Origin of the sequence: Spiroplasma sabaudiense Ar-1343 (genome assembly GCF_000565215.1) — a bacterium.
Taxonomy (GTDB): domain Bacteria; phylum Bacillota_I; class Bacilli_A; order Mycoplasmatales; family Mycoplasmataceae; genus Spiroplasma_B; species Spiroplasma_B sabaudiense.
This window is the reverse complement of the sequence record NZ_CP006934.1, coordinates 330,578-356,978: the sequence shown is the minus strand read 5'-3', so window position 1 is coordinate 356,978 and position 26,401 is coordinate 330,578. Positions and strand designations below refer to the sequence as shown.

Genomic DNA, 26,401 nt, shown 5'->3' with positions numbered 1-26,401 from the left:
TTAACCCTTGAAAAAATCTCTAAGTACTTTTGATCTTGGATTTGCCGCAGTTGGTTTAAATTTTCGAATAGTTTTGGCTTCTATTTGACGGATTCTTTCTCTTGTTACTTTTAATTCTTTACCAACTTCTTCTAAGGTTTTGGGAGAATCATATTTTGATAAATGACTTTGAATCATCTCATTGCGGTAGGTTTGAACTTTTTCAATCGGGGTATCATAGTGTATGTCTAAACCAATGACTGCCGCTTTTAAATCCTCTACGCTTTCGTCATCGCAATCTTCTGCTAATCTAATTAATGTTCTAAGTTTTGTTGGTAAAATTCCAAAACGCATACGAACGACCTTCTCTTCTCGGGGCGCTAAAATTTCTAAAAATACCTCATCAATAACTTCTCTCAAAGATTCTTTTTCCGCATATTCATCTGGAGAAGCAATATCCTTATCTTCAACAAAATCACCAAAGTGTGTATCATCTTCGTCTCCAAAAGGTTTCTCTAAACTAACTGGCTCAATTGAAAGCTTTTTAATTTCAATTACTTTAGCAGCAGTAATACCATTTCCGTATTTTTCAGCTATTTCCTTAGAAGTCGGTTCTCTACCAAATTCTTGGGTTAGTTGTCTTTCGATTCTAGTTAGTTTGTTTATTGTTTCAACCATGTGGACTGGAATTCTAATTGTTCTTGCCTGATCGGCTATTGCACGAGTAATAGCCTGACGGATTCATCAAGTTGCATAAGTTGAAAATTTAAATCCTTTTTTATAATCAAATTTATCAACAGCCTTCATTAAACCGATGTTGCCCTCTTCAATTAAATCAGCAAAGTCTAGTCCGCGATTTAAATGTTTACGAGCAACAGAAATTACTAATTTTAAATTAGAAGTGATTAATTTGTTTCTTCCTGCAGTTACTTCCTCTTCGTCATCGCTTTCCAACATTTTGGCATAAAAAACTTCTTCATCTTTTGTCAAAATTTTTGATGATCCGATTTGATTAAAGTAGGCCTTAATAATATCTTGTATTTTTGTTTCATTGCTAATTCCACCAACTCGATATTTAACACTTGTTGTCAAACCCGCTGTCTTCTTCAACTCTTTTTGTTTTTTGCTACGTTCTTTAAACTCTGACTCTAAATCTTTTCCATCATCATTTTCATCTTCGCTATTTAATGCTTCTTCTAACTCATCTTCATCAATTTCTTCATCGGTGAAAACAACATTCAAATCAGCTAAATCTTTCATTAGCAATTCAATTTCTTCTTCTTCAATATCAATAAATTTTTTTGATATCACTTCAATTATTTCTTCTTGTGAAATTTCGTTATCGTTTTTTTCTAAATACCTAAATAAGTAATTTTTAAAATCCTCAAATGTTTCAACTGTCTTTACATTTAATGCCATTTATTTTTTTTCTCTTTTCTTTCTTAATTTTATTACTTCTGCGAAGTTTTTTTCAATAACCTCATTGAAGTTTGTTTTTAACTCAAAGTTGCTCGCTTCTGACATTAGTTTAAAAAACTCCCGGTTTTCTTCTTCTAATTTCCTTGATTTTAGAATTGAAAATGAGTCTTCTAAACCATCCCCAGTAGAGAGGCTTTTTAAAAATACATAATTTGTTTCTGCGATTATATTATCCAATTCTGGTATATATTTTGATTTTTTATCCAACAAAATTTTTTTTATTTCTTCTGGTTTTGATTTTGAAATAAGATTTTGCTTATATAATTCAATTATCTCCATCATTAATTTTTTATGCTGAATAGTATTTATCTTGTCGGCATTTTCTTCTAAATATTCTAATCTATCACCGTTATGTATTAAATAAAATATTATTGATTCTTCTGCAAATTTATACCTAATTAAGTCATTGTAATTTATTTTTTGATTTGATTTAATTATTTTAGGTTCAACATTATAGTTATTGACAGTTTTGATTCCAAAAGTGTTTTTTAAATTTTCGATTGGAATATTTATTTTATTGCTTATTTTTTGCAAAGCAATATTTTGAAATAGTTCGCCCTTTATAAAAGAAAAAGTTTTTTTAACATTTTCAATATAAAGTTCAAACTGGTCCTGTTTTTGAACATCAAATTTTTTGAAAAAATATTCAATCGCAAAATCAATTGGATGTAGGGAATTTTCTATCATTTTTTTAACAAAAGTTTCGCCATTTTTCTTAATCAATTCATCTGGATCAGCTTTTGAATCATTTAAAACTAACTTAACATTTAAATTCTGGCTTAATAATTGATGTGAAGCTTTCAATGAAGCGTTAACACCTGGATCATCTCCATCTAGAAATAAGATAAAATTTTTCGTAAATTTTGAAAATAAATTAATATGAAACTTACTTAAGGCTGTTCCCATTATTGCAACATTGTTTTCAATTCCGATTTTTGATAGACTGATTGAATCCATAAAGCCCTCTAAAATTATTATTTCATCATTTTTTTTAATTGCCTGTTTTGAGTTGTTTATATTAAATGCTAATTCTGATTTTTTAAAAATAGTAGTTTCTGATGTATTTAAATACTTTGGTGAAGAGTTTTCGTTAATTGATCTTCCAGAAAAGCCAATAATAAAATTATCTTCATTTTTAATAGGAAATATGATTCTGTTTACAAACGTTTCCATAACCGAAGTACCATAAACTTTTGCGATACCAGCATTTATTGCATCTTGTTGGCTATATCCTAGCTGTTTTAAATGACTTAACAGATTAGCTTCTTTATAAGAAAAGCCAATTTCTCAATCAATTTGATCCTTTTCGGTAATTCCTCTTTTTAATAAATAACTTTTTGCGTCACTTGCTACCTCATTATTTAAGATAGCACAAAAAAATTTACTTGCTTGATAATTTATCTCAAATAATCTTAGCTCATCATCCGAATATCGGGGTTTGGTTTTATAATTACTCAAAAAATCAACATTATCCCCTGCTTTTCTTGACAACTTCACAAAAGCTTCAATAAAACTTATATTTTCAAAGTTTTTAACAAAATTTAATGCATTTCCAGACTCATTACATGAAAAACACTTATAAAATTTTTTAACAGGACTTATTACAAGTGAAGGATTATTGTCTTTATGGAATGGGCAAACGGCCTGATAATTTTGACCCTTTTTTTGAACCTTGATATACTCAGATATCACAGCAACGATATCGGTTTTTTCAATTAAATTATTAATGTTTTCTTGAGAAACTTTATCCAAATTTAAAACCTCCTTAAAAAAATTCTTTTTTTAAATTTTCTTTTAAATCTGATAAATTAACTCTTTTCTGATTCATTGAGTCACGTTCTCTAATGGTTACGCAATTATCATTTTCTGTTTCAAAGTCAATTGTTACGCAAAGTGGTGTTCCAATTGCATCCTGTCTTCGATAGCGCTTTCCAATATTTCCAGTTTCATCATAAATGACATCAAAATCTTTTAATAATTCAGTATAAAGATTAAATGCTTGATCATTTTGCTGTTTTTGAAGTGGCAAAACACATAATTGAAAAGGGGCTATTTTTTTTGGTAATTTTAGAACAGTTCTAGTGCCGTTTTCAATATCCTCTTCACAATAACTTTCTGTTAAAATAGCCAAAATTAGTCGCTCTAGCCCAACACTTGGTTCAATAACATTTGGAGTAATTTTCTTATTTGTCAACGGATCAAGATAAGTTAAATCATGTTTGCTTCCTTCTGAGTGAGATTTTAAATCAAAATCCCCTCGATGGGCAACTCCCCAAAGTTCCCCTCTTCCAAAAATGAAATTATATTCAAAATCTGTTGTCGCTTTTGAATAGTGAGCCAATTCTTCTTTTTCGTGAACCCGTTTAGAATAACTTTCTGATTTAAAACCCAGAACTTTGGTTAGGAAATTCTCAACTTCTTCAATTCAATAATTAAATCAGTCAAATTTATCATCAGGATCAAAGAAAAACTCTAATTCCATTTGCTCGAATTCTCTCGTCCTAAATATAAAATTTCCCGGAGTAATTTCATTTCTAAATGATTTTCCAATTTGACCTATTCCAAAAGGTAATTTTTTGCGCAAACTTCTTTGTACATTCTTAAAATTTATAAAAATTCCTTGAGCAGTTTCTGGTCTTAAATAAACCGCACTTGAATCATCTTGAATTACTCCTTGATTGGTTTTAAACATTAATTCAAAATTTCTAATTGAGGTGTAATCTAACGAACCACATTTGGGGCAAATAATCTTGTTTTTATTTATAAAATCTTCTAATTGAGCATTTGTTAATTTTCCTGAGTTAAAATCTGGGAATTTTTCTTCAATTATTTTATCTGCTCTAAAGCGAGATTTACATTTTTTGCAGTCGATTAAAGGGTCATTAAAATTACCTAAATGACCTGAATTTTTCCAGACCTCAGTATTCATAATAATTGAGCTATCTAATCCTAAGTTATAATGGTTTTTTCTTATAAAATAATTTCATCATAAATCTTTAACTTTTTGCTTTAATTCAGCCCCAAGCGGACCGTAATCCCAACTATTTGCTAAACCCCCATAAATCTCAGAGCCTTGGAAAATAAAACCCTGGGTTTTTAAGTGATTTATTAATTTTTCCATGCTTGTAACCATTTTTTGCTCCTTTAACTATAAATTGACATCTATACACATTGATTATTATTTTCTTATTAATAAGGAGTTTTGTCAACACTATATAAGTTTATTATAAAAAATTAAGATTTTGAAAAACATTTTGATTTTTAATTATTTCAATTCCTGTAATAAATATTCCAATTTCTGAATTTATATATTCCATTAAAATTACACTTAAAAAAATTATATCCTTAATTTGTAAATCTTCTATATTCTTTATATCAAAATAGTTAGAATTATTTAGTTGTAATATTAATTTTAAGAAAGTGGTTTTAACAAATAATGTATCATTTGATTTGCATTTTCTACAAATTAATGAATATTTAGTATAATCAAAATCCATCATAAAGTCAGACTTTTTATTGCAAACTCCACATTGATTCAGATTTCATCTTGCGCCAAACCAATCCAGCGAATAAAACATAAAAAGTGAAAAATAATGCAGCGGGTGCAAATCATCACTTAGACTATTTATGCAATGTTCTATCATTTTAAAAGCCTGAACATTTTTAATTCCAAAATCAAATGCTTTATCAATTATCTGTGAAATTGAGCTTGCATACAAATAATTTTGATAATTTCTTGAAATTTTTATATTAGATTTTAACAGCTCGCCTGTTTTCAATTTACTTAGTCTATCTGGAAAATTTGATTTGAAAATTTCAAAATTACTTTGTGAAAAAGTTTGGGTACTAAATTTATTCTTTGAAATTATTTTATTTACTCCTAAAGCTTTTAATGCAATTTTACCGTATTCAATAGAAAAAACTATAATAATTTTTCCATCATCACCGATTGGATAGTCACCTAAAACAATTCCATTAATATTTTTTGTGGCCATTAATAACTATCCTTGTCATATCCTAATTTTTTAATTAAACTAGGCGAACTACGCCATTTTTTTTCAACTTTTACGAAAAGTTCAAGGTGAAAATCCTTACCAAAAATTGAACGCAGCTTAAGTCTCGCGGCTGTTCCAATTGATTTTATCTTTGAACCTTGCTTTCCAATAATAATACCTTTTTGACTGTCTCTCTCAACAACTATCGATGCCATAATTTTGATAATAGAACTTTTTTCATGAAACTGTTCAATCAAAATAGCAACGCTATGTGGGATCTCTTCTTCCGTTTGAATTAATATTTCTTCTCTAATTGTTTCGCGAACTATAAATCTCTCTGGTTGATTTGTAAAGACATCATTTGGATAATATTCAATACCTGTAATTGGAAGTTTGTCAACTATTTTTGAAATTAGTAAGTCCAAATTATTGTTATTTATAGAAGAAATTGGGATGATTTCTTTAAATCCATCATAAATTTTTTTTCACTCATCAATTTTTGATAATAATTTTTCATTATTGACAGTATCAGATTTGCTAATAATAAGAAATATATCAGCTTCACGCTCTTTAATTGCCCGCAAAATAAAGTTATCATTTTCACCAATAAATTCATTTGCAGGGGCCATAAACAATATTACATCAGCCCCCTTGGTAGCGTAGAGTGCAGATTTATTCATGTATTTTCCTAGTTCGTGTTTGTGATCGTGTATTCCTGGCGTGTCTACAAAAACAATTTGGTATTCATTTTTACTATTCAACACTCCGACAATATTATTTCTTGTTGTTTGTGCTTTGTTTGTAACGATTGAAATTTTTCTTTTTAAAACTGAGTTTAAAAAAGTAGATTTTCCAACATTTGGTCTCCCAACAATTGAGACAAAACCTGATTTAATTTTTTCCATAAAATTCTCCTATACTGAATTTTCTAATTTTGGACTGGTTAAATTTTTGACACCTTCCTTAAAATCTTCGTCTGATTCAAAAGGTTTAACTACTACGGCATAAATTTTGACCTTATTCAATACTGCAATTCAAATATTTATATTTGAAAACAAACAAGTTATTCAAATAATGATATTAAAAAAGTAGACATACAAATACTGCATTCCATTCAAGAATGATTTTTTTTGAATTATAACTAATGAATATATTACCAATCCGGTAAAAACTAATAAAATTGCTCCAAAATAATAAATTGAAAAATTATTATACGGGATTATAAAAGAGGCAAATATCACAATAATTCCTAAAAAAAGTAAGAAATACTTCATTTCATTAATATTTACTTTCATGAAAACACTAATTAAATGTAGTGCCGAAGCCATAACCATAGACATACTTCCTGAAATAATCATTAACTTTCTTGCTCTATTTTCATTTGGGTGGATTCAAAACTTGAAAATAAAAGCGTTTTCTCTACTGCCAGTTTTTTTAAGCATGCTTATCTTTAATCACTCTCGGTTCAATCCATTAATGTGACTAAAAATTTTACCGTAAAGTGTGAATGTAAAAACCGCAATTCCAATGACAACTATCCAAATTCAACCCTCAACTAAAAAATCACTTCATAATTTTATAGAGGATATGTCAGTAAGTAATCCAAAAAAATCAAGGACAAAAGCTATATTTGAAATTATCAATATTTGAAAAACAAATACTACATTATAAAATATAGTAAAGTATTTTATGCTCTTACCTAAAGACACATTTAAATAGAAAATCATAATTGTTAGACTAAACATTAAGTTGAATCCAATAACTCCTAAAAATGCATTTAAAAGTTTAATCTGATAAGATATATAACTTTTAGAATCTTGGTCTATATTAATATTTTTTATTTCAAGAGCTAGGGATATTTTATAATAAGTAGCTAATATAAATAAAAGACTGCAAACTATTATTGTGAAAAATGTCGGTACACATATTTGAACTCTATTTACAAAGTCTCCCTCAGAAGCTATTTTCACACTTCTGTTTTTTAGATACCTCTTTGTGAACATTGTCCCTACCGGACTTAAAATATTACTAAAATTTTTATATTTTTTATTAAACTCTTGGCTCATATTTTCTCCTTAAATGCTCATATTAAAAAAAAGAATTAATAAAAATAAATGTTAGTGCCATTATATATAATCCTATTTCCCCGGCATAAACGTATACAAAGTTGCTTTTTAGCTTTTCTATCTTGTTAGGATTAATTTTTTTTATCTCCAAATTAATTTTCTTCTGAAAAAAATATAATTTAGCTGTAAAAATAATTGAATTAAATATTACTATTATTATAAAAAGAAATACTATTGAACTATATCCGTTTGCGCTCGAATTGCGCTCTAACCCATTGAAGATAAAAAAAATTATATCTAAACCTGAACTGGAAAATGAAACGGTGAAAAATATTGCCCAAACAAGAAAACTAAGTCAGGCCATTTTTGATAAAGTTGACTTTAGCATCTTGGAAGCTTTTCTTTCATTAAAATAAAAAATTAAATCTCTTTTATTATATTCCATTGAATTCTTAAAAATAGTTAGAGCATAATCCAAATCTCTGTAAAATCGATTTTTGTTTATATTTTCAATTTTGTCAACTTTTAAGTCATATTTTAATTTTTCAAATATTTTCTTGCCATCTTCTGAATTAAATAAATTTCTACTAAAAAATTTATTATAACCAATCAAATATAAAAAAGGACCCAAAATAAGGATGATAAATCCAATGGCTGATAGTAAATCTGTCACAATTGTTTGATTTGAAAATCCCATTTTAATCTCCTTTATTTTTTACTTAAGTTCTTTTGAAGAAAATTGATAAGGTAGAAAATCATCAATTGTAAATTTTCCTAGATATTTATCGATGTTAAACATTTCAATATCTACATTTTTGTCAAATAACTCTGACATAAATTGTCGACACATTCCACAAGGAGAACCAAAGCCTTTAGAAGATGTCATTATCGCTAAACTTTCAATGTCATTTTTATTATACCCCATTGCAAAAACTTGAGGCAAAGCAACCCTTTCTGCACATATACCTGAAGGAAATGCGGCATTTTCGACATTGACCCCTCTAACTTCGGTCCCATCCTTTAAAAAAACAATACAAGATACCGGAAATTTTGAATAAGGTACATAGGCGTTTTTTAATAATAATTTTAATTTTTCAAAAATGATTTCTTTTTTCATATTTCTCCTATGATAAATATTTATTTATCTGATCTATTAGTGGCGGAAGTAGAATTAGAAAGCCGATTACAAACGAAATAATTGCATTAATAATGCTAGCTGCAGCACCAATATCCTTAATTTTTTTAGCCTTAATATTATATTCAAATGATAGCAAATCTACTAGATTTTCGATTGAAGTGTTAACAAATTCAAAGCCCAAAACTACTCCGATCGTGAGTAAGAGAATTGATCATTTAACATAGTCAATTTTTAATCATATAGATAAGCCGATTACCAAAATTATTGAAATGAGGTAAAAAATTAGTGTCGATTCTTCCTTTAATACTACTTTGATTCCTCTAGCTGCATTTGCAAATTTATTTCTAACAACAGTTCCAATATTGGCTCTTTTTTTATTTTTCCTATTTTTCATTTAACTAACCTCTTAAATAATCTAATTCATCAAAAACAATATTATATGAAATTCCGATCTTTAAAAGAATTGAATCTTGTAGTTCAAACATAACTTTTTCATCAAGTGAAGATTTTTCATGGTCATAGCCTAAGAGATGTAAAAATCCGTGTACAAAGAGAAAAGCCATTTCTTCTCTTATTGAGTGTTGATATCTTTTTGATTTATTCAAAGCTTCATCATAGCAAATAAAAATATCTCCAATTTCTGAAATTTCATCTTCGCTTAAAATACTGCTAAAATCGCTTAGTTCAGCCGGAAATGACAAAACATCAGGAACATAATTTTTACTCCTAAAATATGAATTTAGATTTAAGGCCTCATCTTTATCAATAAAATTAACACTAAGTAAAACAGGCTTTTTTATTGATAGAGTGTTTATTGCCGCGGCATAAATTTCCTCATACAAAAATTGAAATTCCAACAAATCTAAAGATGTTGAATTGCTAAAACTTAAATTCTGCACTTATATCACCTCTATTATTATACATTTAAAAAATTGAATTTAAAAAATAGTTTAAGATTGTTTCTGTACCATAATTAACAAACCCTTGAAAATTTTTTGGAATTTGAATAAATTCAAAGTTTTCAACTAGATAACTATTTTCAGAAAATTGATTAAATTTTTTGAAAACTATTTTTTGCTTTTTTTCATTGAAAAAATAAAAAAATAATGGTTTAAATTTGCTTTTTTTTACAGAAAATAACAAATTTGCTTCAATATTTTCATTTGAAAATTCGCTTACTATTGTGTTATCTATTATTGGAATTTCTAAAAAATTTAAAATTAGTATTGTAAAAATAATTCAAAATCACATGAAAATAACAATTAGATGATTTTTCATTATTAAATAACCACCAAGTTGCTAAAAAGATGCTCAATTGAAGTGTCGTGATCGCAATAGATAATAACCTTGTCTTTATGAATTTTTAGGAATAATTTAAGTAGTCTTTTTTTGATATTTTCATCAATATTACTAAGACATTCATCTAATAAATAAACATCAAAATCAGTTTTTAGAATACCGATGAAGTTAACTATTTGCTTCTGACCACTACTTAAATTGGATCCATTATTTTCAATAGTTAAACTTGGATTTATTTTACTTTCGATTATAATATCAGTTATTTCAGACAATTCACTTGAAAGTGAATTGTCATTTATTCAAGTATTATTTCATAGTTCTAAAATAGTTTCAGTAAATAAATAGCAGTTTGTCCCTAAATATCTAATTTTTTTTGCTAATTCATAATTTTTAATATCTATATTATTTAACTTTATATCTCCAACAAAATTGTTGTAGATTCCAGAAATTAACAATAGTAGTGTTGTCTTACCCGAAGCATTAGCACCCTTCAGCAAAGAATGGTGATTAAAAAATAATGTTTTATTTTTTAAACTTAAATTTCCCTTAATAAACTTTGTGACATCATTAACTGAAATATTTTCAATTTTGCAACTTGAAAAATTTGAATTGCTTATTTTTTCCATTTCTTTAGTTTTTAAGATACTTAAACTCTCGTGAATTATTTTTAGATCACACAAATCTCCAAATGCCGGCTGCAAGCAGCTAAAAAATTTGTTTATTTGAAAGGCTAATACAGAATAATAGATTAAATTATTGACAGTAATTTCGTTAGATGAAATTTTAATCGCTGCAATATAAAAAATGACAATATAAAAAATTTTTGATACCAAATACTCTAATGACTCAAAATTGATTGATAGTGATGTCGTTTTTTTTGTTTGCTTAACGTTTTCTATAAAAGTTTCATATACATTTTTGCTTATTTTTTCTTTAACGTTATTTGTTTTTATTGTTAAGAAACCTTCAATTGATTCTTTGATATTGCGCTGATATAGTAACTCTGAATTTTTTATTGAATAACTATTGCTTTGTTTAAAGATCTGGTAGGTTCGAGAAATAATTAAAATTATAATATTTTCTATTAAAACAAAAATAAATAAAAAATCAGAAATGCCAAATAACAAAATTAAACTAATAACCATTATAATAAAATTATTAATGTAGGTAAAAAATCTTATTACAACAATTTCTATTTGTCGATTAATTTGATTAAATTTTAAATACCAGTTTGTCGGATTTATACTAGTAAAAGTTTCATAATCAATACTTAAAAAAAGTTTTAAAAAACGTTGATTTTCATAAATAGTAATTTTTTGAAATATATTTCTTAGCAAAACAGTTTGCCAAAAAGATAAAAATAAATAGCTTAGAAAAATTATTATATAGCCACCAAAAAAAGAAATCATATCATTGCCACTATATGTTGAAATTTTATCGAAAAAGTTTTTTAAAAATGTGTTACTCACAATTATACTTAAATCTAAAACTAAACTAAATAATGATAAAAATAGAATAAAAAATCAATGACCTTTTAATATTTTAAAATTATTTACAAAATTTGTTTTGGGCTTTTTTCAAGTTTTTCTTTTTTTCAATTTTATAATGACGTTTAAAAATGAATTTTCAAAATTTATTAGCGAAATTTTTCTTAAGCGTCCTTCGTTGGGATCGGCAATTACTAAATTTGATCCTAATAGTTTATAAATAACAATAAAATGATTTTCACTTTTTGAATTTGTAATTAGGGCAACTACTGGACCTGTTTTGAGGGATAATATTAAATCATTTATACCGCAGTGGTAAGATTTTGATTCAATTTCAAAGTAATTGAAAAATCCTTCGATTTTTTGAATACTTAAGTAGTTTTCATCGGCATTAAACAAAAATTTTAAATAATCAATTGATAGTTTAGACTTTTGAAAATATTCAACAAGCATCGAAATTACAGCAAAACCACAATCTGTTTGTGTTTGCTGATGAACAAATGGGTACAAATTAAAACTCCCTCCGCTTATATTTCGGAAGTTTTATCTAAAAAAGCAAAAAAATCCCAAAGGATTTTAATAATTCATAACTAGCAAGTCGTGTATTCTTAGCATATTTTGTGTGTCAGTAAAATGATCAATAATTTGTAGAGCAAACTTTAAAGCGGCTCCAGCAGAACTACCTGTAATAATTTTACCATCTTCAATTGATGCCATGTGTGGTTTTAGAATGGCTTTTTCTAAATATTTATCAGATCCTGGATAATGAGTTATTTCCTTTCCGTCCGCTAGACCAATCATACCAAGAATTTGTGGCGCTGCACAAATTGCCGCAATTGTTTTATTTTGTTTTGCATGATTCAATAATAATTCTCTGAGTGGACTGAACTCCATTAAATTGTCAGTTCCGGGTTGACCGCCGGGCAAGATTAAACAGTCATAATCTTTAAAATCAACTTTATCAAATAACAAATCTGCCTTAATTGTTATCTTGTGGCTTCCTTCGACCATCAAATCACCACCAATTGCGATGGCGTTTACTTCAAAATCAGCTCTTCTCAAAACATCAATTGTGCTTACGGCTTCAATTTCTTCAAAACCAGAAGCAAGAAATACAGCAATTTTTGGTTTCATCTTTCATCCTCATTTCTTATATGGTAATTATACCGTTTTTTTTGTATAATAAATTAAATTGGAGTGAAAATTGTGAAGTTTACAGATGCCCTTAAAGTCCTATTTGCTAGCAAAAAAACCAGGTCACTATCAAAAAGAGTGCCTAGAGTGGAAGCGGATTCATATTTTTTAACATGCAATGAGGTTGATATGAATTTAGAAGCTAGGTTCATAAATAATTTTTCAGACCGTTTTAACTCTTTTTACACTCAACAAAGAATCAATAATGAGGAGGCTTTTGTTTTTAAAAACATTAAGGGCTTTACAACTTTTGGATTTAGGTTTCCTATTGATATTGCAATCTGTAATAAGAATGGCGAAGTCTTGGCTACTTATACTAATTTTCCGCCGCAAAAATTGAGTAGTTATTTTAGAGATGGTTATGCCGCTTTTTGTTTAGCAAAAGGAACAATAAAATTTTGGAATATCAAGATTTCAGATGTACTTAAAATAAATAAAAATAATTTCTAGATAGAAATTATTTTTTATTTTCAATATTTTTTTTAATCGCCGAAGTTTTTATTTTGGTTCAAAAATTTATGACATCCAAGTTTGCAACTTGATTAATTTCTAAAATAAATTTTTTTTCTTTAAATATGATTGGTTTTATTTTAAGTAAATTCACTACTGCATCGATTCAAAAAGGACTCTCGATTGTAAAAATTTTTGTAAAATTTTTTTTCTCATCAAAAAAAATTTTCTCTTTCATTTTTAGATAAGCTTGGTCTAATTGCAACACACTAAATTCCTTAATAATAAAATGCTGAAATTCTAAACTCATCATTATTTCAAGGGTCTGCAAATTTTTTTTGCACATTTCAATAAGCTGACTGATCCCAGATTCTAAATCTCAATGTAAAAATTTTATTATAATTTCATTCTTTGAAAAAACCGAAAACAAATATCATGGATCTTTAAAAAAGGAAATTTTTTCAATTTGATTTTTATTGATTTGAATTATTTTGTTACTCATTATTTTTTAGACTTTCCTTTTTTTAAAAAAATAAACATTAAAATTAAAGGCGAACCAATTATAAATATAATTGACGGAATGGCAATTACTACAATTAATATAGAATTTGGAGAGTTTTTAAACCCGCTATTAAACAAAATATTACTTCCTGAATAAATATCTTTGGGATTAACACCTTTTTGCATTGTACTTTTTCAAAGACGAATTGGTTTAGTCGTTCCAGCAAAATTGTCTAGAGCATGGCCTGTTTCATGGAAAATGACAGCAAATTTTTCAGGCGTTGACCAAAACATTGAGCTATACTGTTGTAAATTGCCATTGCTTTCAACTGGCATTTTAAAAGTTTTCATACTATAGACTTGATTGGTGCTAACTATTGATTTTAATTCTGGAGAATAAGTCCCCCCAGTGTAGGCGATAACGTTTTCGTTAGCAGGTTTAACAATGCTCAAATCATTTGAAACAATAATATTTGTTAGCAACTTACTTGCATTTAATTCACTTCCAAGTAATTTTCCCATTATGTTAAAAAGTTTTAAAAAATTATTTTCAAGTTTAGTCTTTTCACTTTCATTTCAACCCAGCATTTGAGCAACTTGATTTGTTGTATCTTTTAATTCGATGCCACTTTCAACTTCTGAATAAATATTGCTGATTTTTGATGCTTTTTTTAATTTTTGATCTAGTTCTTCAAAATTTTGGTAAGTTGGATTGGTTTGATAAAAATCTTCAAAACCATCTTTTTGAGCTTTGGAAATGGTTGTTATTGAATCGTTGTTTCATTTATTAGTGAGGTTCGCTATTTTATCTGCATAATTCAATGATAAATCGCATTTTTCAATTGAATTATTAATTTCATTTTCTGCAAAATTTTTAAAAAACGAATAAGTATAATTATAGTTGGAATAACCAAAATCTCCTGGATAATCTAGAATAACTTCTGGCGTTGAAACGTTTTGTGAATCGGTATTATAAAAGTATTGCGGTTTATATTCATTTAAAGTTTCTTGAATTTCATCAAAATTAGTGAGATAGTCGCCCCCAATTTTATTCAAAAAATTTGGTAAAAATTTTGTAAAAAATTCGTTTAAAACTAATCAACTAATATTGCGCATTTCATATGGTGTCGTCGACCACTTCGAGAAAGCCTCAGCAAAAAACTCTTCATCACTTTTCATTCCATAAATGCTTATAACCATCTGATAGCTTTTTAATTCTGCAATTAGCTTATCTTTTAAATCTTCACTTTCGCAGTTTGGTAGAATAGTCTCTTTAATATTTTCAGTAGCTTGCTCATTTACAATTACGGTTTTTTCAAGATATTGTTTTAGGACAAGTCCCAAGAAGTTTATTTTTAAATCCTCTCTTGATGCTTTTGAGGTTGTTGGGGTGGCTGTTTTATTTTGACTTAAAACACTAGTTCCTAATGAACCTACTACCAAAAAAGGTAGCATTAATTTTCCAAATATTTTCATTGCATCCTCCTTAAAAAGTAAAAATTAATAATAAAGTTAAAATTAGAACCGCCACTGGAATTGTAAATCATCAAAATTTTGCGTTCAATTTTTTTGTTGGGGTTTTGAGGGTTTTTTGGGTTTTTTGGGTTTTTACCTTCGATTTTTCAAACGGTTTTGTCTCTTCGATAGTTGGCTTAGTTCGAGGGGCCGGTTTTTGCTTGATTTTTGGCTGGGGTTTTTCAAAATTGATAACTTTTTCTGTTAATTTGGCTACTTCAGGTTTTTTAATTTGACTCGTCGTTTTTGGTTCAACAGTTTTTTTAACTTCATCAACCTCAACAATTTCAACATCAGAAACCCCTCCTAGGGTATTTAAAAAATGCTGGGCAACTTTGCGATTTGGAGTTTTAAATTTTACACCACTTCCAAAAGTATCATTTAAAAGATTAATTTCGTTTAAGTCGTCGTCACTCTTTGCCTTTTTATACTCAATTTTATCAATGCGATAAGAATCTATTGGCACATATCTGACATTATCACTTTTTGCATCATCATTTATTTCAATCGTAAAAATTCTTTTATCTGTAATAAAGACCATTCCAACCATCGGAGTCTCGAACCGATCAAAACTGGCTCAAAGTGCTGATAAAACTGTTTCTTCGGCATCAAAATAAGTTTCAATGTTTGGTCAAATTTTAACCTCAATATCTTTATAGTTGGGTGGCCAGAGCCAACCGTTTTTTTCTAAATCAGAGCGAATTTGAAAAATATCTTTCATTTTAATTCTCCTACTACTTACAATTTATTATTTTTTTTCGTAAAGTTATTGTATATTTCAATTATCTTTTTTTCATATTTTGAACTATTTTTTGGTAAAAAATAGACTTGATCTTTTAATTCATTAGGTAAATATTGTTGTTCGACCCAACTATTTTCGTAGTTTGGAGGGTACTTATATCCCTTACCAGAACCTAACTTTGTTGCTGACTTATAACTAGTATCTTTTAATAGTTTTGGAACTGGCGGGCAAATACCATTTTTAACGTCATTTAAAGCCATTTCAGCAGCATTATATGCTGATATTGATTTCTCTGATAAAGCCATCTCAACAATTGCTAGTCCTAAAATTATCCGCCCTTCTGGCATTCCAACTTGACGAAAACTCTGAATTGCATGAAAAATTCTTGGGGGAATAGTCGGGTTAGCAAGACCAATATCTTCATATGCCATTATTAACATCCGGCGCATCAAAGTTTCATAGTCGCCAAGGGCCATTAATCTCGCTCAATAATGTAAAGCCGCATTCACATCACTTCCTCTAATTGATTTTTGCAAGGCTGATTTTAAATCATGAAACTCCTCACCATAGCCACTACCTCTAGATTTCGCATCAGGAATAATTTTGGCAATTGTATTAATAGTTATTTTGTCCTCGCGATATAGCTTCATTAAAATTTCAACCCAATTGATTGCGGTTCGCAAATCTCCACTAGCAAGTTCTGCCAAATACTTAATGGCCTCATCATCAATTTCTAATTTGTGTTCTAAGTTTTTGATGATCTTTTTTAAACCTTGATACATTTCTTTATCATTTATTACTTCTAAACTAATTAAGTTGCAACGACTTCTGATTGCGGGGTTTATAACAAAATAAGGGTTTTCTGTTGTGGCTGCAAATAAGATAATCTGACCAGACTCTAAGAATTCTAATAAAATGTCTTGTTTATCTCGATTCATTCGATGAATTTCATCAACAATAACTATGTGTTTCTTATCCAAATCTTGTTGATTGATGATTTTTTGCAATTTTTCTTTCTTATCAACTGAGGCGTTAAAAATTGTAAAATCAGTTTTTAAGTCGTTTGCAAGCGCGATTGCTAGACTGGTTTTACCAACTCCAGGGCTTCCAAAAAAAATCAAATTTGTTAAAAATTGGTTTTTCACCATTCGGCTGATGATTCCATCATCATTTATGACGTGTGATTGTCCGATTATGTCACGGATAGTGGTCGGTCTTAAAATAATCGCTAATGGTCTCTCCATAGTTATCCCCTTAAATTGATTTAATTTTATCATATTGTTATCAAAACTTGACGCTTTTTGTAATCCTATCTGATTTCAATTTAATAAATTAGTTAAAAATTTGTGAACTAATTTATATTTGTTGTTCACAAAAATAAAAAATTGGCATGAAGCCAATTTTAAATTTTTTTATTATTTAGGATATTAATTTACTTTTGAGTTTGTTTTTTTAGCATCATCTGGTTTTGAGGTGATCGGAAGATTATGAGTTATTTTTTTTGGTTTTTCTGAAAAAACATGTTCAAAAACATCTTCGTATTTTTCAGTTCCAATTATTTCAAGTTCTGCTTTAACCTCATCAGGGATATCTTCTAAATCCTTTAAATTTTTTATTGGTACTAGGATTTTTTTAAGACCACTACGATGTGCTGAAATTGATTTTTCTCTTAATCCCCCGATTGGAAATACCAATCCTCGAAGAGTAATTTCACCAGTCATTCCAATCTCTTTTGAAACTGGTCGATTTGTCAAGGCACTAATAATTGCAGTAGTTAATGTAACTCCAGCACTTGGTCCATCTTTTGGAACGGCCCCTTCTGGAACGTGGATATGAATATCATTATTTTCAAATACTTCTTTTGGAATTCCAAAACTATCATAATTTGACTTAACATAGTCCAGGGCAATTGTTGCAGACTCTTTCATTACATCTCCAAGTTTTCCCGTTAGAACCAATCCACCTTTTCCTGGAAAGTGGTTCACCTCAATTGGAAGAATATCTCCTCCAAATTGTGTGTATGCCAATCCGGTTACAACACCAATTTGAGAAGTTTTTTCTTTTGAAGTAAAATCAAAAATTCGTTTTCCTAATAATTCATTAACAACTTTTGGAGTAACTTTGAGAGACTTCAATTCTTTATTTAATAATTTAACAACAAATTTTCTTGTAATTGAGGCAATTGAACGTTCTAATTGTCTTACCCCAGCTTCTCTTGTGTAGTGTTTTATAATTTCACTAATAGCTTCAGAAGTAAATTCTAATTCTGTTTTTGTAACAGCGTGATTATCTAACACTTTGCTTATTAAATAATTTTGTGCGATTTGAAGTTTTTCTATTTCTGTATAACTTGATAGTTCAATAATTTCCATTCTGTCATATAATGCTTCAGGAATATTTTCTGGATAATTGGCTGTTGCAATAAACACAACATCACTCAAATCATAGCTTTCTTCAATATAGTGATCTGAGAAGTTTTCGTTTTGCTCTGGGTCTAGAACTTCAAGCATTGCACTAGATGGATCACCTTTATAGTCGCTTGACATTTTATCAATTTCATCTAGCAAGAATACAGGGTTCTTAGTTTTAGCTTTTTTCATTGCTTGAATTATTCTTCCAGGCATTGAGCCAATATATGTTTTACGATGACCTCTTATTTCTGCTTCATCTTTTACACCACCTAAAGAAACTTTAACAAAGTTTCTTCCCATTGATTCTGCAATTGATTTTGCAAGTGAAGTTTTACCAACACCTGGAGGCCCAACTAATGTAATAATTTGACCTTTTACAGAATTAGTTTTTTGTTTTACGGCTAAATATTCAATTATACGATCTTTAACTTTTTTTAGTCCAAAATGGTACTTATCCAAAATTTCTCTTGCAAATGCTAAATCTTGTTTTTCTTCTGATTTTTCTCATCAAGGAATTTGCATTACTCAATCAATATAAGAGCGAATTATGTTAGCTTCACTTGAACTTGCTGGCATACTTTCATAGCGATCTAGTTCTTGTAAAACTCTTTCTTTCACAGATTCTGGAAATGGTTCATTTTCCAAACGGTTACGATATTTTTTAATATCGTCTCCTTCATCGTCCATATCACCAAGTTCTTCTTTAATGGCTTTTAATTTTTCTCTTAAGTAATATTCGCGTTGTTGTTCATCAATACGACTCTTAATTTTTTTGCTAATATTTGTTTCAATATCAGCTGATTTCTTTTTATCATCTAAAAAATCATTAATAATATTTAGACGCTTTACGGGGTCTAACTCCTCTAATAGCTGTTGTTTTTTTTCAACGGGTATAAAGGGTAAAAAATGTGCAACTGTATCAACAATTAAGTTAGCATCTTTTTTACCAACCACAGCATCACTAATATCAGATGGTAACTCATCTTGAGATTCAATCATTTTTTTAAGATGTTTTATAACTTTATTTTTGATTAAATCATCGGTAAAAGTTTCTAAATTAATTACTTCATATTCTGCAATATAAAATTCATTTAACTCGATGTTTTTAATATTTACACGTTCCAGTGCTTTAATGTTAACTGTAGAGGTTCCGTCTTTTCACTCTTTTTTAATCGAAATATCTGCAAGTACTCCGAAATTAAAAATATCTTCAATTTTAGGATTATCATCTAATGGTTTTTTTTGAGAAACCAATAATATTTTGCTATCTTGCTCTGAAATGGCCGATTTTACGGCAAGTGTAGACTTATCTCTACCAATCTCTAATGATTGTTCAAATGTCGGAAAGATGTAACTTCCCCTTGTCACAAGTAGTGGCAGTTTTTTTATTTTACTCATAGTCAGACCTTCTTTCTTGACACAAGATAATAATAACATATTAATTAGCACTTGCAATAGTTAAGTGCTAATTAATTTAAATTTAAAGCCCTTTTACCAAAAGTAAAAGGGCTTTAAGTTAATTATTATCCATTATTTTTATAAATAAATTCAACAATTTTTTCATTGACAATTTCTGTTGCAACTTGTGATTCTTGTAAAACCGATTCTTTTAGCATTTGGGCACTTATTCCAAATTGGCTTGCTAAATCATTATATTTTTGTTCAATTTCTTCTGGAGTTGCTTCCAGTTTTTCTTTGTTTCTAACTTCATCAGTTATTAAGTAACTTTCTAAACGTTTTTTAGCATCTCCAAAAATTTCATTATTTATATCTTCATCACTTAATCCTGAAATTTTTTTGTATTCTTTTAAAGTCATTTTATTAGCAATGACTTTTTGTTCAAATTCTTTTCTCATATTTTGCACTTCGCGATCAATTGCTGATTTTGGAAGCTCAATTGTTGATTCTTTTCTAATTAAATCAATAATTTCATTCACAAAGCGATTGCGTTCATTGCTATTTTTAGCCTTTTCAATTTGAGTAACTACTAGTTTTTCTAAATCCGCAAAAGTATTAACATCTTTTATATTTAAGTCTTTTGCTAATTCGTCATCAGCTTTAGGTAGGATTCTGCTCTTAATTTCTTTAATAGAAATTTTAAAAGTAGCTTCCTTACCCGCAAGATTTTCTGCTTGATAATCTTTTGGAAAGGTAACTTTGATTTCTTGCTCTATTCCAACTTTTAAACCAATCATTGCTTCTTCAAAACCTGGAATGAAGTTCTTGCTTCCAATAACAAGTTGATAGTCTAGGCCTTTTCCACCTTGAAATGCTTCATTATTAATAAAACCTTCGAAGTCAAATTTAACGTTGTCACCATCTTCAACAGCAACGTTATCACCCTCTTTGATTTTTTCCATAACAAATCTTTCTTGATATTTTTTTATTTCAGCAGCAATTTCATCTTTTTCAGCTTTAACAGCAACTTTTTTTGGTCCTGTAATACCCTTGTATTTTTCAATTTTTATTTCAGGTTTTAAATCAAAAACAAATTCTAATTCTAATTCAGTTTCTGAAATTTTAGTTGGGTTTGGGTTTGGCGACCCCCATGGTTGAATGTCACTCTTTTGAGTCTTTGCAAAGTCATACGCTTTTGGCATTGCTGAACGAAAGGCTTCGTTCATGACCTTAACTGGGCTTAGATGCTTTTCAGCCATTTCCTTTGGAACTTTTCCTTTTCTAAAACCTGGAATTTGAACCTCTGTTAAAGCCTTTCTGCGACCTTTTTCATAAAAACCTTTTCATTCATCTCCAGAAATTGAAATTATTCATTTCCCTTGACCTGTTTCAGGTAATTTTTTTGCTTCAAATTTCATAGTTATTCTCCTTCTTATCACTAAAAATTATTATAACAAAAAAGATAAAAAACACCAATTAATTGGTGTTTTCATTGCGATATGTTGAATAAATATTTCAAGCTGAATGTAAATTTTTAGTGTTAATATCATTTTTTTCAATTAAGTCCTTAATTTCAGCCTTAGCCAGGCTTAATTGATACTTTTGAAAAGCTTTTTTCATATTTGTCTGGGTTCTTAATTTCAGTGTTCTAGATGCTTTGATGAATTCATATCTTAAAAAATTAGCTTTGAAAACCTCTTTTGAGTTGATTTCTGTTAAAAAATTATCGCTTAAATTATTATTATTTTCATTACCGTGCTGTTTATATAATTTAATAATTTCATTATTGACAGCTTTAAAATTCTCGGCTGTTTCAATTTTAACATTCGAAAAAGCGACCTTAATAAAGTTTTTGGCACGACGCATTTCCTCTTTTACATTAAAATTATTCTCAGATTCTAATAACCCAAATGAAACTACACTTGGAATAATTAATTCAACCACATTATTAATAATGGAATTTCTTAGCTTTGAAATAAAAATCAGATACTGAGGATAAAACAAAAGTTTTGAGTCAGTAGAAATTTCTTCTAGGTTAATATTGATTTTCTCAAATTTTGGTAAATATTTTTGAAATCAAATATTTTCCAAACAGCAAGTAAAATATTTAACCCTTTGTAAAGTAATTGCACTCAGGTTTGCATTCATGTTTGCTTTTAAAAAATGTTGCAAATTTTTGAACTTAGAATTAGCAAATTTCTTATTAAAAATCTCAACAATATTTAGCTCATTAATTTTAAATTTTTTCTTTTGCGTTTTTCTTCAAGTTTTCTCAATTTTACCATTTCTAGAGATTTCTCACTTATAAAATGGCTTGTTTTTTTCCCAGTTAAAAAATACTTCCTTAAATTGAATTTGTTTAATTAAGCCATCATTAAAAAATCAATTTTTAGTTTTTGGTGATTTTAACATTCTAAAAATACCTCGCTATTAATTTTGCTTCTACTTTTTCTTTTTTGATGCCGCTAATTTACGGCTGTTGTATTTTGCTAAATTTTTTTCATATTGTAACAAAATTTTCATTTGAGTTTTTGGTGGTACAGCTGAGGCAAAGTAGAAAACTAAACTGTTAGCCTTACTTTTCGCCTTAACTTTTTGTCAGAAACTATACATTGGATTTTGAGGATCGCCCAGTTCCTTAACGCTGATTTTTTTATTTCCGACAGTAAAATATTCACTGCCTGAAAAATCAGCTCTAATATTTGGAATCTTATTATGTTCCAAGCTCTCTTGAGTTGTTTTATTTGAGTGATTCTCTACATCTTTTTTTGACTTACCATAAATTTGGTTTCATAAACGTTCTTTTTCTTTTTGCTCACGAATATATTCTTCATCTGAAATGATTCTAGACTTCACTGATGAAAAATCGTTTAGTCCCTTCTTGACGTTAGGTTCAACTTGCTTTGATTTTTTTGAAGTTTCAGATTTTAAATTACTTTTTTTTGCAGACTTTTTGTCTTTTTGTTTTTTTGAAATTGCTTCCCGTTCTGCTTCTGTTAGTGTGATTTTATTCTTCTTACTAGATGAAATAATTGTAATTACTTTTTTTTCATCTTTTACGTCAGCTGCAAAAAAGAATTTTTTTCGATCTTCATCTTGCTTTTGGTTTTGAAGTCGTTCGCGCTTTAAAGCCTTGCGATATTTTTCATTACTTTTAAGGGGTAAGACTGTCTTAACATTCAAATTTCCCTCTAAAATATTTTTATCATTTTTTTCTGAAAAGTTTCTTTTTGCTAAAATTTCATACTTGCTTGGAATTTCTCCAAATGCTTTTGTTTTTCTCATATAACGATTAGAAATTGAGGCTTCGCTATTTTGCAATAAACTTTGCAATTGCTTGATATTTTTTTGTTTTTCCTCAAAAGTAATTTGTTTCCTTATTAATTCATCACTTTTAAAGTTTTTATTAAGTTTTTCAACTTCTTTAATAAATTCTTCAACTTCTAACTCAATTAAAAATTTTATATAATGATTTATCTGTTTACGAGTTTCAAAATCAAGAGATTCATATTCTTGAGCAAACAAGGCAATAGTTTGCATTGTTAGTCTTTTCTCGATTAAACTTTTTATTCTAATTTTTGTACCAGTACTTAGTAATGAAAAATCATTTGTTTTAAAATCCTTATTTCCCATATTTCCTCCAATATCTTTGAACTATAGTTCAGGTCTTTTTGATAAATCAACTTGATCGGATTCATCTGCTTCAGCTAAAATCTTCTCAACTCAACCAATACGATTTTGTTTTTCACTATTTTCAATACCAGTATCTTGATAATTTATTTTATTTTTTATATTTAAAAGTTTCTTTTGCACTTTGGCCTTTAAATTTTCTTCGTTTGATAACTCGAAGTAATTTTCACTAACTTCCAAATCCGAATTGCTTTCAAGAACATCTCTTACTTTTTTATTGAACTTTAATGCTCGTTCTTTTACAGAATTAAAGTTGTCTTCTGCTAATTGTTTGGCTACTTGATTCAGATCAAAATTAGGCTTAAAATTATTTTCTTGAAAAAAATCGTTATTTTTTCTGCTATAAAGCTCTTTATGGCGGGCTAAAATTTTTTGCTCTGAAGAAACTACTTTTTCAGGTATCAAAATTGTCCTGGTTGGTCCCAACTGATCTTTTGAAAATTTTTTGATTTTAGGAGATCGGTTTATGATATCAATTCCAAGTAAACTTTTTGATCGATCAAAAACTGGAACTACTAATTTAAATTCTTTTCCTCGATATTTCAATTTCATAATATTTGAATAAATTTTAGAATCGTAAAATTGTTCAGTAAAACTTTTGCCGTTATTTTTCTCAACCATTTGTCTCTTTGCAACAGCGCTATGAACTGTAGGTTTTGCAATGGTTTTTGGCTTATCATTATTGGAACTAATTCTAATTCCAGCAATACGAGCAATTGTTCTACTGTTCACTTGTTGATTTTCTAGAAAAGTAACTTTTTTTACTTTCACAACTACACCTCGTTTTTATTGAGATGAAAACATTAAGCGCTAAATAAATTATTTTTTATTTTTTGTAAATTTTTTACTCAATCTTTCAATTCGTTTTTGGCGCTTGTCTTCTTCCATTTTTTGTAAGGCGATGATTTTCTCATCACTAACAGCATATTTTGAAAACTCTCTAGCAATTTTTAAAGATTCATCAAATAATTTTGGATCCGAAGTTTTTGTGAAATATGATTTCATCTTTAATTCTGTATTCTTGATCATTTCTTGTTCGTGACGAATTTGAGCATCAATACTTGCAATTTCATCTCGATATTTGGCGTTCTTAGCTAGTCTACGTTCACGTTCTAGCTGTAAAATCGAAGCTACTCGTTTTTCTTCAGAACGTTTCATTTGACGTTCTTTCATTAACTGAATTAACTTTTGACGTTCTTGAAGTCTTCTTAAACGTTCTTGACGCTCAAGCGCTTTTAAATTAATCGCTTCTTGTTGTTTTAAGCGATTTTTTTCACGATTTTCTCGAAGGCGGTTTGCTCTTGCAACAATATAACTATTATTTCGTTCAATGTGCATTAAATTGACACGATGTTTGCGCTCATTACGCAAGTCTCGTAAAAATTCAATTTTGTCGTTCATTTCATCCATAACTTCGTTATCTTTTTTGTATTCATTTATCAAATTATGCATTGATGGTTGCTTTGCAGAGTCATAAATCATTCCATAACTTCCAACTGGCTTAATTTCGTGAAATGGTTTTTGATGATCAAAGTCATGTTGAAAGGCATTAAATGATTTGTCAATAGTTGCGTCTTTATCCCTATCAAAAAATGCAAAATCACTTTTATCTAAGATATTACGTTTTTCTGGATTGATTTTTGAATACTCTTCTTCTCGTTTTTCAATGTCAAATTCGTTTTCTTGATAACGAATTTCTTGTAATGTTGGGTCAGAAGTTTTAGTAAAAATAGGCTCTGGAATTTCTTCTTCATTAAATTCAATTGTTTCGTAGTTAATGTCAATTGCGTTTGTCAAATCCAAACCATCAATAGTTTTTGAAACTGGAGATTTAATTTGAGAGAAATCTATTTCTTCAAATTCCTTTACATCTCCAGTTATTTCAACTTCACTTGGATTTGCTGAATCACCGTCAAAATTAAACTCATCCTCAGCTTTTTCTCTAGCAACTTCATCTAAGTCAACAGTAAAGCCAACTGCAGAAGAATAATCTCGCTCGGCTTTTATGCTATTATTCAAAATACTTCCAGGCCCTTCAAACTCAGCAGTATTTTCAATATCATAAAGTATGTTATCGATTTCGTTTATTCCTTCTTCAACTGCGTTGCGACCTTTTGCAATATAACTTAGTTTAACTTCTTTTCTTTCCCCTGTTTGACCTGCACGGTACATAATATCTTCTTTTGTATCTCTTCCAGAAAGTAATTCGCTTGAGTTAAGTTTTCGCATTAATTGCTCACGCATACTTTCGGTACTACTTGAGCGGTCTTTTATATTTAAACGTTCTTTTCAGCCATCGATATTACTCTTATTTTGATTTATTGGCTCAGATTTTTTAATATTGCCTTTTGAAGATTTACCTAAATTTGATAAATTTTGCACATGCTTGTTATAAAGTTTGTTAATTTCTTCAACTCACATTGAAACAAGACTTTCTCTTCTTGGATCACTTTCTTCTAATTGCATAATTCTATCAAAGAATTTAATCAATTTTTGGAAGTTAACATCCGAGTCTAATTTTTCTTCATAAATTCAATCAACAGAGTTCTGGCTAAAATCAAACGTTCTACTTTCTAATTTGCTCTCGCTTTCTTCACCCAAACTATCATTGTAGTTGATTTTATCTTTCTTTAGTTCCTTCGACATTGGTTACCTCCATTATTTTATAAATTCTTTATTATTATACACCAATTTAAGACAAATTGAAAGCCATATATATTACTACATAAAAAAATAAAAAGCAATGTTTTTACTTTTTATTTTTATGAATATAAGCATATGATATATTTTTTGGTTTTAAGTTTAGGGTTTGATCAATTACTTCATTGATTGTTGCTGTTATTTCTTTTTCGTTAATACTCACTTCTTCAGAATTTGAAATATAAAACTCTACTAGGGCAAAAAAACCGTTTTCTTGATGAATTCAAGTTTTAACCTCAACTTTAACATCTTTATCAATTTGAGTTACAATTCCAAATAAAATTAGCTTGTTTATAACATTTTTATCAACCATTAGCAGTCCGCGATTATTACGTTCAATTTGAATATACATTTTAT

The 26,401-nt window shown here is 28.6% G+C and carries 25 protein-coding genes; 1 reads left to right on the top strand and 24 read right to left on the bottom strand.

Annotation, left to right across the window (positions count from 1 at the left end; all coding sequences use genetic code 4):
- The 13 genes from SSABA_RS01695 to SSABA_RS01635 form a co-directional block, all read right to left on the bottom strand.
- Window positions 1-1,398: a sigma-70 family RNA polymerase sigma factor gene (locus tag SSABA_RS01695; RefSeq protein ID WP_025250871.1), complete on the bottom strand. Its 1,398-nt coding sequence runs from the start codon at window positions 1,396-1,398 to the stop codon at window positions 1-3.
- On the bottom strand, window positions 1,399-3,210 hold the full coding sequence (gene dnaG, locus SSABA_RS04935; protein ID WP_025250870.1) for a DNA primase: 1,812 nt from the start codon (window positions 3,208-3,210) through the stop codon (window positions 1,399-1,401).
- Window positions 3,211-3,223: 13 nt separating this feature from the next.
- On the bottom strand, window positions 3,224-4,591 hold the full coding sequence (locus SSABA_RS01685) for a glycine--tRNA ligase (RefSeq protein WP_025250869.1): 1,368 nt from the start codon (window positions 4,589-4,591) through the stop codon (window positions 3,224-3,226).
- Window positions 4,592-4,682: 91 nt separating this feature from the next.
- A complete protein-coding gene (gene recO / locus SSABA_RS01680) occupies window positions 4,683-5,453 on the bottom strand; it encodes a DNA repair protein RecO (RefSeq protein WP_025250868.1) in 771 nt (256 codons plus the stop codon).
- A complete protein-coding gene (era, locus tag SSABA_RS01675) occupies window positions 5,453-6,358 on the bottom strand; it encodes a GTPase Era (RefSeq protein ID WP_025250867.1) in 906 nt (301 codons plus the stop codon). The genes recO and era overlap by 1 nt, the downstream gene beginning before the upstream one ends.
- 9 nt (window positions 6,359-6,367) lie before the next feature.
- Window positions 6,368-7,519 carry a hypothetical protein gene (locus tag SSABA_RS01670; protein ID WP_025250866.1) on the bottom strand — a complete coding sequence of 384 codons (1,152 nt, stop codon included), beginning with the start codon at window positions 7,517-7,519 and terminating at the stop codon, window positions 6,368-6,370.
- Window positions 7,520-7,541: 22 nt separating this feature from the next.
- A complete protein-coding gene (locus SSABA_RS01665) occupies window positions 7,542-8,216 on the bottom strand; it encodes a hypothetical protein (RefSeq protein WP_025250865.1) in 675 nt (224 codons plus the stop codon).
- An 18-nt stretch (window positions 8,217-8,234) separates the two neighbouring features.
- Window positions 8,235-8,636, bottom strand: a complete 402-nt coding sequence (gene cdd / locus SSABA_RS01660) for a cytidine deaminase (RefSeq protein ID WP_025250864.1) — start codon at window positions 8,634-8,636, stop codon at window positions 8,235-8,237.
- 7 nt (window positions 8,637-8,643) lie between these two features.
- On the bottom strand, window positions 8,644-9,051 hold the full coding sequence (locus SSABA_RS01655) for a diacylglycerol kinase family protein (protein ID WP_025250863.1): 408 nt from the start codon (window positions 9,049-9,051) through the stop codon (window positions 8,644-8,646).
- 4 nt (window positions 9,052-9,055) lie between these two features.
- Window positions 9,056-9,556 (bottom strand): rRNA maturation RNase YbeY, encoded by a 501-nt coding sequence (gene ybeY, locus SSABA_RS01650; RefSeq protein WP_025250862.1) that lies wholly within the window; start codon window positions 9,554-9,556, stop codon window positions 9,056-9,058.
- Window positions 9,557-9,581: 25 nt separating this feature from the next.
- Entirely contained in the window at window positions 9,582-9,935 is a 354-nt protein-coding gene (locus SSABA_RS01645) for a hypothetical protein (protein ID WP_025250861.1), read from the bottom strand.
- Between the two features lie 2 nt (window positions 9,936-9,937).
- Entirely contained in the window at window positions 9,938-11,953 is a 2,016-nt protein-coding gene (locus SSABA_RS01640) for a cysteine peptidase family C39 domain-containing protein (protein WP_025250860.1), read from the bottom strand.
- 66 nt (window positions 11,954-12,019) lie between these two features.
- On the bottom strand, window positions 12,020-12,577 hold the full coding sequence (locus SSABA_RS01635; RefSeq protein ID WP_025250859.1) for a DJ-1 family glyoxalase III: 558 nt from the start codon (window positions 12,575-12,577) through the stop codon (window positions 12,020-12,022).
- Window positions 12,578-12,649: 72 nt separating this feature from the next.
- Between SSABA_RS01635 and SSABA_RS04930 the strand changes: the two genes are divergently transcribed.
- Entirely contained in the window at window positions 12,650-13,087 is a 438-nt protein-coding gene (locus SSABA_RS04930) for a DUF192 domain-containing protein (protein WP_025250858.1), read from the top strand.
- A gap of 7 nt (window positions 13,088-13,094) precedes the next feature.
- Here SSABA_RS04930 and SSABA_RS01625 read toward each other — a convergent pair whose 3' ends face one another.
- The 11 genes from SSABA_RS01625 to SSABA_RS01575 form a co-directional block, all read right to left on the bottom strand.
- A complete protein-coding gene (locus SSABA_RS01625) occupies window positions 13,095-13,589 on the bottom strand; it encodes a hypothetical protein (RefSeq protein ID WP_025250857.1) in 495 nt (164 codons plus the stop codon).
- Window positions 13,589-15,064, bottom strand: a complete 1,476-nt coding sequence (locus SSABA_RS01620; RefSeq protein ID WP_025250856.1) for a hypothetical protein — start codon at window positions 15,062-15,064, stop codon at window positions 13,589-13,591. Before SSABA_RS01620 ends, SSABA_RS01625 begins: the two co-directional genes overlap by 1 nt.
- Before the next feature lie 10 nt (window positions 15,065-15,074).
- On the bottom strand, window positions 15,075-15,824 hold the full coding sequence (locus tag SSABA_RS01615; protein WP_025250855.1) for a hypothetical protein: 750 nt from the start codon (window positions 15,822-15,824) through the stop codon (window positions 15,075-15,077).
- A 17-nt stretch (window positions 15,825-15,841) separates the two neighbouring features.
- A complete protein-coding gene (locus SSABA_RS01610) occupies window positions 15,842-17,089 on the bottom strand; it encodes a replication-associated recombination protein A (protein ID WP_025250854.1) in 1,248 nt (415 codons plus the stop codon).
- Between the two features lie 183 nt (window positions 17,090-17,272).
- Entirely contained in the window at window positions 17,273-19,654 is a 2,382-nt protein-coding gene (gene lon / locus SSABA_RS01605; RefSeq protein WP_025250853.1) for an endopeptidase La, read from the bottom strand.
- 125 nt (window positions 19,655-19,779) lie between these two features.
- Window positions 19,780-21,072 (bottom strand): trigger factor, encoded by a 1,293-nt coding sequence (gene tig / locus SSABA_RS01600; protein WP_025250852.1) that lies wholly within the window; start codon window positions 21,070-21,072, stop codon window positions 19,780-19,782.
- Window positions 21,073-21,130: 58 nt separating this feature from the next.
- Complete coding sequence (locus tag SSABA_RS01595; RefSeq protein ID WP_025250851.1) at window positions 21,131-22,066, bottom strand: hypothetical protein; 936 nt, start codon at window positions 22,064-22,066, stop codon at window positions 21,131-21,133.
- A 30-nt stretch (window positions 22,067-22,096) separates the two neighbouring features.
- Window positions 22,097-23,287, bottom strand: coding sequence for a hypothetical protein (locus SSABA_RS01590; RefSeq protein WP_025250850.1), 1,191 nt, complete (start codon window positions 23,285-23,287; stop codon window positions 22,097-22,099).
- Between the two features lie 21 nt (window positions 23,288-23,308).
- Window positions 23,309-24,115, bottom strand: a complete 807-nt coding sequence (locus SSABA_RS01585) for a hypothetical protein (RefSeq protein WP_025250849.1) — start codon at window positions 24,113-24,115, stop codon at window positions 23,309-23,311.
- Window positions 24,116-24,163: 48 nt separating this feature from the next.
- Window positions 24,164-25,990, bottom strand: a complete 1,827-nt coding sequence (locus tag SSABA_RS01580) for a hypothetical protein (protein WP_025250848.1) — start codon at window positions 25,988-25,990, stop codon at window positions 24,164-24,166.
- A gap of 103 nt (window positions 25,991-26,093) precedes the next feature.
- Complete coding sequence (locus SSABA_RS01575; protein ID WP_025250847.1) at window positions 26,094-26,396, bottom strand: MMB_0454 family protein; 303 nt, start codon at window positions 26,394-26,396, stop codon at window positions 26,094-26,096.
- Window positions 26,397-26,401: the final 5 nt, after the last annotated feature.